We start from the raw sequence: 14,467 nt of genomic DNA, 5'->3' as shown, positions 1-14,467 counted from the left end.
TGTTACGGTACAAAAGTAGCGAATTGAATTGGTTCACTTACCCCATCACAAGTAATGCGAAGATTACAGTCAGCTGGCGGTGCTAGTTTTAGATTTTGATAAACGGAAGGCCTTGTATACCATCCGTGAAAATTGAAAATCGGGTGATGGTTCCTGAACTATTTCTCTTAAAGATGATGCTGCCAAATTCAAAACTGTCACTCCTAAAGGTATCCGGCATCACAGGATGGAATACCACAATGTTTCCTTTAGGGCCGACTCCAACCAGTTGACCATCTGTTACCATGAAATCATAACCCACCCTTAGGGTTGATGAATAGAAACTTCCAGTAAAGTCCTGTAAATCCTCAACCGAATATTGTATTGGTGAATATTTCCGGTAGATACTTGGTGCGCTTTCTCCCAAAACGATGCCATAACTTGTATTTGAACCAATATCCTTAAAGGAAAAAACAATTTTTTCATCTCCCTCAGTAACCAGTTGAAAATTGTCCTTATGAGCTAATGGTAGCATATAAGTGCCTCTTTCCTGACCTAATCGAAAGTATTGAAGTGAATCACTAACTACTTCTATCTTTCGTGCTATACCCCGCTTGGAGTTCCAATAATACCCTTCATATTTTTTTAAAGAACCAGGACTTAATTTTCGGGATTTTATTTGATCTACGGTAATTGAAGCGGGTTCTGTGTATTCCTTTTCAATATAATGGTTGGCATGTAGCATGGCAGGCATGCCGTTATAGACGTTGTTGTTGCCCAAGACAAAGGAAGTCATTTCTTGTTCTGGAAATCGGAATACATTTGCGGCGTACCCTCCGATTCTGCCAAACTGCCAATAGGCAGGAAGACCCCTTTCCGTATGAAAAAATGATCGTCCCAAAGTCAATTTTCCCCACCACGAGTCAAATTCCGTACCATCATCAAGTTTAACCGGATTATCCAATTGTTGAATGATTGAAGAGAGTTCGAATGCCGATTTCCCGGTTAGGATGCTGTACCATTTGGTCATATCTTCTGCAGTAGTATATAACACCTTTCCTGCATTGATTTTTCTAAGTTTGAATTCGTCTTCTTGGTTTTGATAAGAATGAGCTTTGTTGATCACTATACTGTTGTAATCCTCGGTGAATAAAGTATTATCCATTTCTATGGGAGCAAAAATATGCACTGTAGCAAATGCTGATAGCGATTGGCCAGAAGCTTTCTCAATGATTTCCTTTAAAAGCAAAAGTTCGACCTGGGATGTCATATGCGAAAACTGGGTTCCAGGGATAAAATTCAACACTTTTTGCTGTTGGATTAGATTCATCGCATCCTGACTGGTAAAGATATCCTCCGTTTGAATTCCCATAATTCTTTTGTATACGGCAGGGTCATTTAATCCGCTGGAGTTATTGATTAGGTGGGAAATAGCAAGGGTGTGCTCATATACAGGGAAGTCCGGCAGATACTTTTGAATAGGATCATCCATAGCAAGTTTGCCCTGATGCTCTAATAAAAGTGCAGCAAAAATTATGAATTGTCGGGATACATAGCCGATTTGAAATTTGGTTTGGGCAGTGTTTTTTTTCTTTCCCTCCACATCAGCAAGACCAGAAGCAATGGTGTATTTGATATTGTCACCATAAATTAAACCTGCTGTTACCCCTGGCACTTCTTTGTTTTGCCATTGGCTAAAAATACTGTCGATTTCGGATTGATTATTTGTGCCTTCTTGTGCAAAAAGTGTTATGCATAGACTAAAAGAAAGAATAAAGAATGACCTTTTCATGTTTTTTGATTTAATGATTTTTGTTAGTTTGATGATAGGGCGCTGACCACTTTTTCAGCCACGGAAGTTGCAGCCGTAGGGTCCTGTCCGGTTATTAATCGGCCTTCTGCAATATGAAAATTGTCCCATCCCTCCTCAGAGTATTCGAATAAACCGCCTCTTTTTGTTATGGTTTGTTCAATGGAAAATGGGAATTGTTTATAGTAAGCCGCATCCATATTTTCGAATAGATCAGGAAACCCGTTTACTTTTTTTCCGTCATACAAATACTTGCCATCATTTGTTTTTAAGTTGACTATTCCCGCTGTGCCATGACATATGGCGGAAACTATACCGTTGTTTTTCTCATAAATGTCCATTGCAATTTTTTGTATGGTTTCATTTTCAGGGACACCATACATAGCCGCTCCACCCCCTCCGTAGTAGACAGCAAGGTATTCTGATGGGTCGATTTCCTCTGGTTTACGGGTATTTTTTAAGAGTGACATGAACTCGAAATTGTATAAATATTGTTTTTCTATAGCATCCGAAGTATTTAAATACCCAACAGGAATCGCCCCACCTTCTGGACTTACAAAGTCAATGGCATAACCGGAAGTTTTAAAGACGTCATAGGCAAAAACAATCTCCGCAAAATGATTGGCAGCATTTATATCAGAACTTCCATAAGTGTCTTGATTGGAAACAATAAAAAGTATTCGTCCTAAGGCCTCGTCACTTTGGGAGACCATGTCTGTTTCGGTTGATTTGGGAGTTTGCTTGCAGCTCCAAACTGCGAGGAGTAGCAGAAAAATCAAGATGTTTCTCATTATCCAAAGTTATTTCTGGACAATTTGAAATTTTCTTGACAAATAGAGGTTTTAGACTATAAATTGGAAGTTCAGATTTATAAATATGAACCCTTTAAACTGCTTTTATATTGAGAGGGCGTAACACCTTTTATTTTTTTGAAGGTGGTGAAAAAGGTGGATTTTGAATTAAAACCACATTCATACCCAATGGCTTCCAAGGTAAGATTGTTTTTCAACCGCAATGTTTCGCATGCTTTATCTATCCTGTATTCATTAACGAACAAAGGAAAACTCTTATTCAAGTTATCGTTAAGTAATTGGGATAATTGATGCACGGATATCTTAATTGCTTTGGCTACATCCGATGATTTTAGGTTCGGATCGGTGTAAGGTGCCTCTGTATCCATTAGAGTTCTCAACCTTTCCAACATTGGTGAAGCTTCAGTAGAATCAATTTTTTTAAGATTATATTTTTGCTCTGGTATAAATAGGTTTTGGTTTTTCTTTTTTCCGAGAAACAATAAAAGCGCCAAAAGATAAAAGAGGAATGAGAATGTCAATGCTCCTACAATATAATAGGTGATATTGGTGAAAAAGTAGGCAGCCCAGATAATAAGATTTCCAAAGAATACACTTAGAAGCCATATGTTTCTGGATGTTATCTTTTTTGGTTGGGTTAAGGCCTTATATAATAGCTTTCTCATAATCCACCCTGAAGCAACAGTATAGATGAACCATTGTAAGTAAATTCCATAAATAACATATGGTCTCCACAGGTGAATATTTTGCTCAAACGGATAAGCATATCCTAGAATAAGAATGAATGGTAAAAGAATCGCAATATGATATTTCCATATGATATTGATTCTACCACTTTGTTCTACCATGGATTTCACATAGAAATAAAGAAAGGGACCAATAAAAAAACAAGCAGTGAGGCCAAATTGAAGAAACTCAAATGCAAGGTCCGGGTTGAAGTAAAACACAACAGACTTTCCTGTTCTAACACTCAACATCAACAACATGATGCCCAAGAATTTGCTGGCGATGTGTTTTGGTTTGGCTATTAATAAAAAATAGAAACCTAAACAGAGACCGTTGAAGGCTCCTAGGGCACTGAAAAAAAATAACAAGTTTTGATCCAATTGCATAAACCCCCAAGATTAAGCTCTTGATACTCTAAAAATAGGCATTTTGCCACGTAAAGTTAACCAAGGTTGGTTTTAAGCAAATTAGGAAGGGAAATTTGGGACTCGTAAAAGGTTTTATGTTTATAAAAGCATATCTCTATTGATGACACCCATTATAAAGAAAATAGAAATGGAAAGAATCAAACAGCAAATTGCCGCGGTTACATTGGAAGGTACTGCGAACTCTTTCTTTAGGTTATACACAATTGTTTTCATTGGGAACTATTTTGAGGCAAAGTTTTGAAAACTAGAGTCTTTCTCATAAACCTATCGATAAACGCAAAAAAGTCTGGATAAAGGGCAGGTGAGATGGGTTTTGTCGAAAAATGTTGGTTTTCAGCTATTATTTTGGTTGGCAATGCGCATCTTTTGATACTGGATTAAAAATTGCGGAAAAACCCCAGTTTTTTTAAGGTTTTTGAGCAATTCATTTTGAGATACTTTTTATAATTTAAAGGTCCCCCAGTCAATTCCCCACCACCCGAACATTAATCTAGTTACGAAATACAAATAGTCGTATGCCGTATTCTATTAGATGTTATAACTATTTGAGGGATAGAACAGTGATTAGTAAATATTAACCATATTGAAACAATGATGAAAAACTTACGAAAAACATGGATTAGAATTGCACTCTTGGCTCTTTTTGGACTTTTGCTGAACACTGCTTTGTTCGCCCAAAATGACAGTAGAAGTAATCAAGAAAATAATGAACAAATTGAGAATGGCACTGACTTGTCAAATCAGGGAGCAGGTGATGAGATAAAAGAAAATAATGAAGAGGAAGATTCCAAAAGCAAAAATCCAATTATTACAGAGGATACAATTAAAATAATCAGTATTGGGTTTTTTGCAGTAATGATATTGTTGATAATACTGTTCTTCATATCCAAAATGAAAAGTTCTAACCCCTATTTTGGTTTTCATTCCATAAAATTCATTGGTCTAATTTTGATTTTCCCTGGTATTTGCATACTCGCACTAATTAGTACTGAACTAATAAGTGGTGCTACTTTGGCGGCCTTATTTGGCACAATTGCAGGTTATGTATTATCCAGGGATAAAGAAGATGATTCCGATTCTTCAGCCTTAAAAGAAAAACACAAAAAAGAAAAGCAGAAGTTGATGAACGAAATCACAACTCTTAAAGACGATATAGAAAAGTTAAAACAAGGTAATCCCTAAATAAATAAAAGAATATGTGTTAATCAGTTTAAGTTTTTGTAAAAATAACCGCAAGCGGTAATTTATGTAGCCGTTTTAATTGGACTTATTTATTGCGAACTTGACAAATAAAGCATTAGCACCAATACAAAACACTATGTCCAAGCAGCACTATACTCCAAAACCTCTAAAACGTAAGCTCCGGGGCTATGCCTTCGACCCCTCACTTTCTCTTAAAATTGAAACCTCAGATTTCAATGAGGTGACGTATAGAGTTCCTTGGGAGGAGGATCTTACACCTGGACCTAAAGGGGAATACCTCGAGATTATTGATTTTGACCCAACAATTAAAAATTCAGAGGGTGAATATGGAGTCTTTTATAAAGGGGTAGATTTAAATGATCCATACATTCTTGCGGAAGATGGATTGACTCCCAGTGATAGCAACCCTCAATTTCATCAACAGATGGTGTATGCGGTAGCAATGAAAACTATTAAGAATTTTGAAAAGGCATTGGGTCGAAAGATTATTTGGCGCGAAAAGGCTTGGGGTTCAATTCGAGAAAGTTACGTTGAGCGACTTCGTATTTATCCGCATGCCCTGCGTGAACCCAATGCTTTCTATAGTCCTGCCAAACGTGCACTGCTTTTTGGTTATTTTAGGTCCTCACCCAGTGAAAAGCAGCTACATATGCCAAATTCATGGGTTTTTACCTGCCTAAGTCATGATATTATAGCACATGAAGTTACACACGCTATTCTTGATGGTCTTAATGTATACTACAACGAACCCACGAATCCAGATGTGCTTGCGTTTCATGAAGCCTTCGCAGATATTGTTGCCTTATTTCAGCATTTTACCATGCCAGAGGTGTTAAAAAGCCAAATTGAACGCACCAAAGGAAATTTGGAAGATCAAAACCTATTAGGACAACTTGCTCAGGAATTTGGAAGTGCTGTGGGCGGCTACGGAAGTTTGCGTGATGCTATTGGATATTTCGATAAAGAGGAGAAAGTTTGGAAACGAATAACTCCCGACACCTCTGAATATGAAACAGTAATCGAACCGCATAAACGTGGTAGTATATTAGTGGCGGCGGTATTTGATGCTTTCCTAACCATATATAAAGCAAGGGTAGCGGATTTGAAAAGGATTGCTGCAGATTACAAAGGAACGCACGAAGAAGGAGACTTGCATCCAGATTTGGTAAATCGCTTGGCAAAAGAGGCTTCTAAAACTGCTGGCCATGTTTTAAGCATATGTATTCGAGCAATAGATTATTGTCCACCAATAGATATCACTTTTGGAGAATATCTAAGAGCAATTATTACCGCTGATTGCGATCTTGTTGACGAAGATAAGAATCATTATAGGTTAGCATTCATAGATGCTTTTAAACGGCGAGGAATATATCCCAAGGGAATAAAAACATTAAGTGTCGAGAGTTTGCGATATTCTGAGGTGGATATCAATGGAAACTCCGCTGAAATGGTGAAAACCCTAACTAGGTTTTTAAAGGATTATAGTAGAATAATGAAGTTCCGTCCCAAGCGGAAAGATATTTTCATTTTGACAAAGGTTCATATATCAGGCGATAGTTCAAAAGTAGGTTTACATGAGAAAATGTATGAGCAAATTACTATGAACGAAGATTTTGAATTGCTTACAGGAATCATGACCAACGATTCGTTTCAAAAATTTGGAATGAACCCAAGTTCTTATACTAAAGAAGAGGAGTCAGAAAAGCCTACCTTCAGAATTACTAATCTTAGAGAAGTTTCTCGAATAGGTCCAACGGGTAAAAAAGTAAACCAGATTAAATTTTCTATAGTACAGACCGCTAGACTCATGCCCAAAGCTGACGGGACTTTTAGAGCAGGGAAAGTAGATGAAGAATATATGCGTTTCAGAGGCGGGGCTAGTTTTATTTTCGACTTGGATACTGAAGAGTTGAAATACTCCATCCGGAAACCAATTTTTGACCCAAAAGACCATTCACGTTTAGATGAGAAGCGCTTAAAAAGACAATATAATTATCAATATGACCCAGAAATGAACGGCATGTCAGAGCTTGAACGCTATTTCGACTTAAATCGCCATACCGAATTGCAAGAACCTTTTGCCTTACTTCATAACCATTAAAAATAGTTCCATGGCTAAGAAAATAACAAGTTGCGATATTCAGATGTATACCATGGGAACAGGAGATTGCTTTCTTCTATCGTTCAAGGGTGATGGAGACCAAAAACCGCGGTTTAAGTTAATGATTGATTGTGGTGTTCAGAGCATTTCAGGTGACAATATGAGGCCATATGCCATGAAGATAATTGAGGAAACAGAAGGTGAAGTAGATGCTTTGCTAATCACTCATGAGCATCAGGATCATGTTTTAGGCTTTCAGCGCTGCAAAAAAGAATTCAAGGAACACTTAAAAGTCAAAGAACTATGGCTCCCTTGGACGGAAAATGAAAGCGATGCATTGGTAAAAGAATGGAAGGATGAGTTTGGGAAGAAGAAGAAAGCATTGGCAATGGCTACAGATTTGCTCAATAAGCACACGAAATCAGATTTGTTTGAACAAATTTATAATGTTGGCCCAAGGGGAGCCCGCTCTTTTAACGCTAGGAAAGGGATATCCAATAGCCTTATGGAGCTAAGCAATCTGAATACGGAACCTATGGGAGCTGCAGGGGATTATATTGGAGGACTCAAAGGGATGGAAGTGGTCAAAAACGACTTAGAGCGTGAACGTTTGCGGTTTTTGGAAACCGGTACTGTTCTCGAGGACATTGAAGGACTTCAAAATATCCGCATATATGTTTTGGGGCCGCCAAAAATGTGGAAAGATGTGAAGACCCATCACGGAAAAGATGGAGAAACGTATAAACATAATAAGGAGCTAGAATTTGTACGAGGATTTTCAGCTCTTCCATTTGAAGAAGACGATTCTGAATCGGATCCTTTTGAAAAGGTTCATATAACCGAATACAATGCAGATGCCAAGACCAAGTATGCCAAATCTAAAAATAAGGCGTTTTCGAAAATTAAGGAGAGCTATACAAAACCGGAGAACAACTATCGAAGAATTGATTTCGATTGGTTGATGAGTGCCGCCAATCTTTCTTTGCGTTTAACCAAAGGCATGAACAACCTAAGTGCAGTTTTGGCTATAGAATTTATAGATTCAGGCAAGGTTATGCTCTTTCCTGGGGATGCTGAATTTGGTAGCTGGCGAAGTTGGCATGAAATAGATTGGGATGAAAAAGGAAAAGATGGACAGACCCATTTGACCACGGATTTACTCAATCGCACAGTCTTTTATAAGGTAGCACACCATTTAAGCCATAACGGCACGGCAAGGGAATTGGGAATGGACCTGATGACCAACAAAGACTTGGTGGCCATGGCCACTCTGGATTATGAAGTAATCAGTCCAAGTTGGAAAAACACAATGCCAAATAGGGCACTTTTAAAAGATTTACTCAAAAAGACAAGCGGAAGATTCATTGTTTTAAACCCGGAAGGTCTACATGTTGATAAAGCTAATACTACTAAATTAACGGACGAGATTGACCAAAGATTAGGTGATTTGAGTCAAGCAAAGCAGAAAGAATTCAAAGTTGATCGCAATGAATTTTTTGTGCAATACACGGTAAACGGGAGCTAATGGAAAGAAAGTCTGACAAGAGCAAATTACCTATGATAAATGTGCACACTCATATTTTCACGGAGAAGAACATTCCACCTTTAATTGCGAAAACATTTATTCCTTGGCCTTTTTATTATTTCCTTCATATAGGGTTCGTTTTTAGATTGTTCAAATGCTATAAATGGATTAAAGACAAACTTAAACCGTTTTGGTCCTTTCAAACCGCTGTCATTGCATTTATTAAAACTCGATGGTTGACAAGACATTTAGGAAAATTGATTTCGCTGTTTTTAACCCTGAATGCCCTGGTAATTCTGATTAATTGGTCGGACTTTTCGGAATCATGGACATGGTACCAGAATATGCTCAATTTTCTTGAAAATAGTGTGTTCAGATATATTTTGGCATATAATATTCCAACAGTGTTTCAAGTGTTACTACTTGTAGTGCTCTTTTTTCTTTATCCCAAGGTTGCAAGCCTTTTGTTTTCATTGGCAAGAAAGTTGTTTTCTCAATTGAAATATCTACCGACCGAGGAAACATTGAAATTTATTCAGCGATACATCACCATTGCTGAATTCGCTAAATATAAATCGCAAAAAGGCATATTTGATCGCTTAATCAAAATGTATGACCCTGGATCCAAAGTGGTTGTTTTACCAATGGATATGGAATATATGGATGCTGGTAGGCCTAAACAATCTTATCGAGAGCAAATTCAGGAGATATTTAAAATTAAAGATGAAAAGCAAACCAATTCAGAACATTTAATTCCATTTGTCTTTGTGGATCCACGGAGGATAAAAGATGAAGGTAAATCCTTTTTTAATTGGGAGCTTGTGGAAGATGAACAAGGTTTTCGGGTGAGACTATTGGATTGTTTTTTAAAGGACTGTTTGGAAGGTAAGAATGGTGAATCGGCCTATTTCAAAGGAGTTAAACTGTATCCAGCCTTGGGGTACTATCCCTTTGATGAAGCGTTATTGCCACTTTGGGCCTATTGCGTGCAGCGGAACCTTCCAATAACCACCCATTGTATTGAAGGCACCATCTTTTATCGTGGGGATATGAAGAAAGAATGGATGCATCATCCTGTATTTACGGACAATGAAGGCAAGCCATTGCAAACTAAAGTGCAATCGAACTACGAATTACAATTGAATTTTACGCATCCCCTAAATTATTTGGTGTTGTTAGAAGATCATTACTTGGCCAAAGTTGTTGGGTCTGCTAGTGAACCTGTCAAACAACTGTTTCGTTATGATGCGCAAAATAAATCTGTTGGATTAAGCTTGAATAGGCTAAAAATTAATTTGGCTCATTATGGTGGAAGAAAAGAGTGGAAGCGATATATTGAAGCGGATCGCAAAGACCTGAGTTCTGAGCTCATGGAAAATCCTGATAGAGGCATTGAACTTTTCAGCAAGCAGAATCCGACAACAGGAAAAAAGGAGCTGCTATATAGCAAACCTGCTTGGATTTGGAATAACGATTATGAGTGGTTCAGTATCATTAGTAGTCTAATGTTGCAATATTCAAATGTGTATGCCGACATCAGTTATGTGCTGCACAATGAAGACGTACGGCCTTTATTGTATCAAGTATTGCATGGAAATGAAAAATTGGCCAAAAAGATATTGTTTGGTACGGACTTTTTTGTGGTTCGTAACCATAAATCGGAAAAAGAGCTTTATGCCGAGCTTTTAGAGTCTTTGGGGGAAGACAAAATGGGACAGATAAGCAAGAAAAATCCCAAAGAATTTTTAGGCCATGTCGAGTACTAGTTTAACCTTCATGACATTAAGGAAAGATTCAAAAGGAATCTTATAAAGGATAAGCTCCAATTTTCAAATAATAGCTCCGAGAACTTTATTGAGCCCACACTGTTCGATGAATTTATTTTCAAAAACCTTTAGCACCGGTGCGGAAAGCAATTGGTTGCGGGCATCAATCCAAGATTGAACGTTAACTGCACCATACATGTTCTTGACACGGTTTTCGTTCAAATTAAAATTGATTTTTCCCCAATGTAGGGTATAAGGAATCCCTTCCTGTTCAAATTTATTCCAAACGGCCTCATAAAACTCCCTTGCCTTTTGTCCATCAACACCGTCCATTTCCAAAACGCAGGTATTCGCAAATTTGGTAAAGCCTAAAGTTGCTTGTGTCCCTTTTACATAGCGAAGGGATAATCCACCAGGAAAAGGTTTCAGTTTGTTGACTTCTACAATAAGCTCAACCGCCTTTGGTGAATCTGTAATATCAATACCAACCGCAGCACTGGCTACTTTCCCCCTGAATTTGGTATAGTTAAAGATTTCCTTTATTGTCCCTTGAATGGGATTTTGAGGTTGAAAGGCTAGATTGAACATGGAATTGACCATGGCAGGAATTAAAAGTCCAGAGCCGGGTAATTTGTCCAAAACAGTTGAAATTATTCCCAAAAGATCATCCCCATAGGTGAAGCTATTGTCACGCAGAATTGGAGGGTGGGGAACCACAGATTTTTTGAACATATACTTTAAAAATGCCCCCTTTGCGGGATTATTGGGTTCAAATTTGTGGACATTAAAAAGCACTTCAAAATGATAGAGTTCTCCATTTTGCCCCGTACCGGGAAGTTGTAGGTCGCTAAAATCAAGCTGAGTCATTGCTTTTTTAAGCTTATTGTCATAGGCAATGGTACCTACCCGATGTTCTGTCAGCAAAAATTGGGGCTCTGTTTCGATCATTACGCCATGTATAAACCCAAAACTTCCAAAAGAAACTAATGCAGCGTTGAAAACCTCATCGTCACTCACAAGTGTAGCACCTAACCAATCAATAAACTCTTGAGATGCAACAGGGTGCGAAGAACGTTCTAACCAAATATGGGTGTTTGGTCCTGTAACTATATGGAGTCCAACAACAAAATCAGGGATAGCACCAACTTTAAATGCCGCTCCATGGGTTCCGGTTGAAAGTGCACCGGCAACTGTCTGACCATTACTTGCCCCTGAAGCTTTAATCGATCTAGGAGGATTTTTCATATCCAAACGATTATTTATTTCGTTGATAATCGTTCCGCACTGAATAAAATAAAGGTCTTCTGTCTGATTAGCGTAATTTGGAGAAACATATTTATCAGTAAGAGGAAATGAAAAATTCAATGAAGCTGTATCCACAAGCCCACCTTCGGTTACCCCCACTTTGGTAAAGGACCAGCCACTTCCCATAGCGCGAAGTTTGATGTCATTGTCCAAAGCATGTTGGATGAGCCACTGGAAATTCTTAGTTGTTTTACGATATCGCTCCTTATGGGTTTGGCCTGCTGGATTACGCAGTTTAAATGAGGCATTTTGAACTAAATTGTGCGTAAAGTTTTCATGTTTGTTGGTCCACTGTTGAATGGGGAGCCTTGTTATTCCGTTTGGTAGCATTGTAAGAGTTTTTAATTGTCTAGATCTCCTTCACCTCCTTGGGGTCTGGCACAACCATATATCGCAGTTCTATGATTTACAATACCTAGTGTTACTAGGCTCAGTAAAAAATCGGGAAGAGTAGTCTTAACCACTGTCCAGGACATTGCTCGTTCGGCACATGCGCATTTAGTATTGGCGATATCCGGATTGGCACTTACTGTTTTTGTGCTACCAGGGGCTACACCCCACCAATAACTCCAGCTAGATTTGCGTTGACATTCCAGATTCTCGACGCTATCTTGATAAGGACTAGCTTCGATACGAGTGCTTACACATGAGGTCGTTAGCAATAGAACAAATAGGATTATGAGCATGTAATTTTTCATGGCATTTGGATTTAGTTTTGCTTACTCATTTTAATAATCTGATAGTCTTTTATCAACAAGGGCTGTCTTTTGATATTGGAATTCAAAGCATTAAGACTCTTTAAACTGGAATCAATTTTTTTAGAAGTATTCTGCGCATCTTGACAACCTTGTATTTGTCCAGATAAGTTGACGGCAAGAAGGTTAAGGGAGTCCATTGCTACCTCTTGTTTTTGGATTTTTGCATTTAGGTCCTTTGCCTGCGCTTCAAACTCATTTTGAGCAGCTAAAAGTTCATCTGATTGTTGCTCACTGACTTTAATTTTTACACCAAAAACATCAATTTCCTGACTATTGACAATTAGCCCTGCAATTTCAGGTTTGAATAAGAATAACACCGTTAAAACTACAACAGCCCAAATCAAGGTTTTGAAGGGAAAAGTTTTTTTGTCCATAATCGAAAGTTTGTATAGGGTTCAAAAAAGTTACCTCAAAACCAATTGACATACAGCTACATATGTACGAATTGTAGGTTTTTTTGTATAGTTTGATAGAAATATTCCTTACCAATTAAATGGAAGAGCTATGATTTTTGGAATCGTTGTTATCTAGCTGTTAAGTGACTTATAAGAATGTATTGTCAACCTAGAAAGAATTTGGAATAGAATTAATAGAGGGACTATGAATGAACAAAAAAAGAACAAAAGTAAATGTGAAAAGTTTTAAGTGATTAATCCTTGAATTATGCTTGTTAATAAGGGTAAAATTATGGATAATATCATTTTTGCGTCATCCAAAGTTTCTTTTCCTATTTCCCAACCTCCAACTATCTTTTTGTTTTGAGGTTTGTCAATTTCCAATACCTTTCTAGTGGATTTAAGATAGAAAAGTGATGGTAAAAAGAATAAGCCTAACAATACCGAAAATATGACACCGTAAGTATAAATGAGCTCATCTGGATAGATGTTAATTAAATTCCCTGTTAAATGTTCTGAAATCATGCTTCTCTGAAGTTTAGTCGCAAGTATTGCTGCACCAACAAGAAGTCCAAGAAACAATGAAAAAGCATTCAAGGAATCTCGTAATATCACATAATTTTTGAGGTTGTTTTTTTTGTCGGAGGAATTGGTTCTAAGTAACTGCTCATTGGAAAGATTTGTAGTAATCATTCCGATTAGCGGAACTAACCATATTACACCGAACGCAAAAACAGTTAATTTTATCACTTCTCTTGGTCTATGGAAAACTATTCCAAAATATTCCATTATTTCCGCTCCACCCAAGAATAATGAAGTTGGATTGTTTGTTACTCTGCTCAAGAAGAAAAAGGTAATTATAGCCAATAGAGCAAAAGAGGAACAAATTTTTAAATAATCTAAGAATACTAATTTGACTAGGAAATTTCTTCCCAGTTTCATAATCAAAAACACCAAATAAAACCCTATTGAAACTCCTAAACAAAATGCTATACTGTTAAACGCAACCCATCTAAGAGTTTTTGGGAATACATTAAAGTATAATACTTTTTCCGTCTCGACTTCTGAATTTTTTAAGCTTTTAATTAATACCCTAGGAGTTTTGTGTATAAACGGATTTTGAGATATTTTATCCTTCATTGTGACAATTGGCTGTACTTCCTTTTTGGGAACTACCCTAACATCGCCAACATAAAAGAAAAATGCACCTGCAAAGGAAAAAAGACCCACTAGAATCACAATTAAAAGTTTAATTGGAATGCCGTTTTTCATTTTTGTTATTTCTAAATTTCAATTCAAAATAAAAAAGAGTGGAAAAAGGAAGAAAATGATTTCATCTTCCATCTCGTTAAGATTTGGTGGAAAATAGGTTAAGAGTTAAAAGCTCAAAAGGAGCAAGGTTAAAAAGTGGCAAGTCCTCATCCAATGGTGTTTTATTGGCACCTGCAGCGGGTTACACCGTTTGTAGTTCTACAAATCCATTCCCTTCCCGCAGCTTCACACTCGGCCTTGTCGGTAAGTAAAAACTTAGGAGAAACCTCAAATCCGTTTACTTTTACGTTGTCCAAACCATGTTCAGAAAGTAACTGTTCCATTTTGGTCAATAGTTCCTCACTTGAAATTTCAACAACTTTTTTTCTAAATTCTCTTGATGTCATG

The 14,467-nt window shown here is 37.4% G+C and carries 13 protein-coding genes; 4 read left to right on the top strand and 9 right to left on the bottom strand.

What is annotated here, in order from left to right:
* Positions 1-88: 88 nt before the first annotated feature.
* From ACOKFG_RS15660 to ACOKFG_RS15645, 4 genes are all read right to left on the bottom strand, one after another.
* Positions 89-1,771 carry a serine hydrolase domain-containing protein gene (locus tag ACOKFG_RS15660; protein WP_298791260.1) on the bottom strand — a complete coding sequence of 561 codons (1,683 nt, stop codon included), beginning with the start codon at positions 1,769-1,771 and terminating at the stop codon, positions 89-91.
* Between the two features lie 23 nt (positions 1,772-1,794).
* Complete coding sequence (locus tag ACOKFG_RS15655) at positions 1,795-2,580, bottom strand: type 1 glutamine amidotransferase domain-containing protein (protein ID WP_298791258.1); 786 nt, start codon at positions 2,578-2,580, stop codon at positions 1,795-1,797.
* 77 nt (positions 2,581-2,657) lie between these two features.
* A complete protein-coding gene (locus ACOKFG_RS15650; RefSeq protein ID WP_298791256.1) occupies positions 2,658-3,713 on the bottom strand; it encodes a helix-turn-helix domain-containing protein in 1,056 nt (351 codons plus the stop codon).
* A gap of 120 nt (positions 3,714-3,833) precedes the next feature.
* Positions 3,834-3,968 carry a hypothetical protein gene (locus ACOKFG_RS15645; RefSeq protein ID WP_298791253.1) on the bottom strand — a complete coding sequence of 45 codons (135 nt, stop codon included), beginning with the start codon at positions 3,966-3,968 and terminating at the stop codon, positions 3,834-3,836.
* Between the two features lie 378 nt (positions 3,969-4,346).
* Between ACOKFG_RS15645 and ACOKFG_RS15640 the strand changes: the two genes are divergently transcribed.
* The 4 genes from ACOKFG_RS15640 (at position 4,347) to ACOKFG_RS15625 (ending at position 10,350) form a co-directional block, all read left to right on the top strand.
* Complete coding sequence (locus ACOKFG_RS15640; protein WP_298791251.1) at positions 4,347-4,937, top strand: OPT/YSL family transporter; 591 nt, start codon at positions 4,347-4,349, stop codon at positions 4,935-4,937.
* Between the two features lie 136 nt (positions 4,938-5,073).
* Positions 5,074-7,059 carry a hypothetical protein gene (locus ACOKFG_RS15635; RefSeq protein ID WP_299486272.1) on the top strand — a complete coding sequence of 662 codons (1,986 nt, stop codon included), beginning with the start codon at positions 5,074-5,076 and terminating at the stop codon, positions 7,057-7,059.
* Between the two features lie 10 nt (positions 7,060-7,069).
* Positions 7,070-8,584: an MBL fold metallo-hydrolase gene (locus tag ACOKFG_RS15630; RefSeq protein WP_298791248.1), complete on the top strand. Its 1,515-nt coding sequence runs from the start codon at positions 7,070-7,072 to the stop codon at positions 8,582-8,584.
* Positions 8,584-10,350 (top strand): amidohydrolase family protein, encoded by a 1,767-nt coding sequence (locus tag ACOKFG_RS15625; RefSeq protein WP_298791246.1) that lies wholly within the window; start codon positions 8,584-8,586, stop codon positions 10,348-10,350. Before ACOKFG_RS15630 ends, ACOKFG_RS15625 begins: the two co-directional genes overlap by 1 nt.
* A gap of 63 nt (positions 10,351-10,413) precedes the next feature.
* On the opposite strand, the gene ACOKFG_RS15620 is transcribed toward ACOKFG_RS15625, so the two are convergent.
* The 5 genes from ACOKFG_RS15620 to ACOKFG_RS15600 all read right to left on the bottom strand — a co-directional run bounded on the left by ACOKFG_RS15620 (position 10,414) and on the right by ACOKFG_RS15600 (position 14,466).
* The gene (locus ACOKFG_RS15620; RefSeq protein ID WP_298791245.1) at positions 10,414-11,985 is read right to left on the bottom strand and encodes an FAD-binding protein; all 1,572 of its coding nucleotides are present in this window, start codon (positions 11,983-11,985) and stop codon (positions 10,414-10,416) included.
* Positions 11,986-11,996: 11 nt separating this feature from the next.
* Positions 11,997-12,353 (bottom strand): hypothetical protein, encoded by a 357-nt coding sequence (locus ACOKFG_RS15615; RefSeq protein ID WP_298791243.1) that lies wholly within the window; start codon positions 12,351-12,353, stop codon positions 11,997-11,999.
* A gap of 11 nt (positions 12,354-12,364) precedes the next feature.
* Positions 12,365-12,787 (bottom strand): hypothetical protein, encoded by a 423-nt coding sequence (locus ACOKFG_RS15610; RefSeq protein WP_298791242.1) that lies wholly within the window; start codon positions 12,785-12,787, stop codon positions 12,365-12,367.
* Positions 12,788-13,054: 267 nt separating this feature from the next.
* The gene (locus ACOKFG_RS15605) at positions 13,055-14,080 is read right to left on the bottom strand and encodes a hypothetical protein (protein ID WP_298791240.1); all 1,026 of its coding nucleotides are present in this window, start codon (positions 14,078-14,080) and stop codon (positions 13,055-13,057) included.
* 161 nt (positions 14,081-14,241) lie between these two features.
* Complete coding sequence (locus tag ACOKFG_RS15600) at positions 14,242-14,466, bottom strand: hypothetical protein (protein ID WP_298791238.1); 225 nt, start codon at positions 14,464-14,466, stop codon at positions 14,242-14,244.
* Position 14,467: the final 1 nt, after the last annotated feature.

This window comes from Flagellimonas rhodophyticola, from assembly GCF_049332665.1.
Classification (GTDB): Bacteria; Bacteroidota; Bacteroidia; order Flavobacteriales; family Flavobacteriaceae; genus Flagellimonas.
Note: the sequence above shows the minus strand (reverse complement) of the source record. Positions and strands in the feature narration are given on the sequence as shown.

Coding starts and splice junctions, on each gene's coding strand:
- ACOKFG_RS15660 (WP_298791260.1), bottom strand. CDS start 1,771: ATGAAAAGGTCATTCTTTATTCTTTCTTTTAGTCTATGCATAACACTT.
- ACOKFG_RS15655 (WP_298791258.1), bottom strand. CDS start 2,580: ATGAGAAACATCTTGATTTTTCTGCTACTCCTCGCAGTTTGGAGCTGC.
- ACOKFG_RS15650 (WP_298791256.1), bottom strand. CDS start 3,713: ATGCAATTGGATCAAAACTTGTTATTTTTTTTCAGTGCCCTAGGAGCC.
- ACOKFG_RS15645 (WP_298791253.1), bottom strand. CDS start 3,968: ATGAAAACAATTGTGTATAACCTAAAGAAAGAGTTCGCAGTACCTTCC.
- ACOKFG_RS15640 (WP_298791251.1), top strand. CDS start 4,347: ATGATGAAAAACTTACGAAAAACATGGATTAGAATTGCACTCTTGGCT.
- ACOKFG_RS15635 (WP_299486272.1), top strand. CDS start 5,074: ATGTCCAAGCAGCACTATACTCCAAAACCTCTAAAACGTAAGCTCCGG.
- ACOKFG_RS15630 (WP_298791248.1), top strand. CDS start 7,070: ATGGCTAAGAAAATAACAAGTTGCGATATTCAGATGTATACCATGGGA.
- ACOKFG_RS15625 (WP_298791246.1), top strand. CDS start 8,584: ATGGAAAGAAAGTCTGACAAGAGCAAATTACCTATGATAAATGTGCAC.
- ACOKFG_RS15620 (WP_298791245.1), bottom strand. CDS start 11,985: ATGCTACCAAACGGAATAACAAGGCTCCCCATTCAACAGTGGACCAAC.
- ACOKFG_RS15615 (WP_298791243.1), bottom strand. CDS start 12,353: ATGAAAAATTACATGCTCATAATCCTATTTGTTCTATTGCTAACGACC.
- ACOKFG_RS15610 (WP_298791242.1), bottom strand. CDS start 12,787: ATGGACAAAAAAACTTTTCCCTTCAAAACCTTGATTTGGGCTGTTGTA.
- ACOKFG_RS15605 (WP_298791240.1), bottom strand. CDS start 14,080: ATGAAAAACGGCATTCCAATTAAACTTTTAATTGTGATTCTAGTGGGT.
- ACOKFG_RS15600 (WP_298791238.1), bottom strand. CDS start 14,466: ATGACATCAAGAGAATTTAGAAAAAAAGTTGTTGAAATTTCAAGTGAG.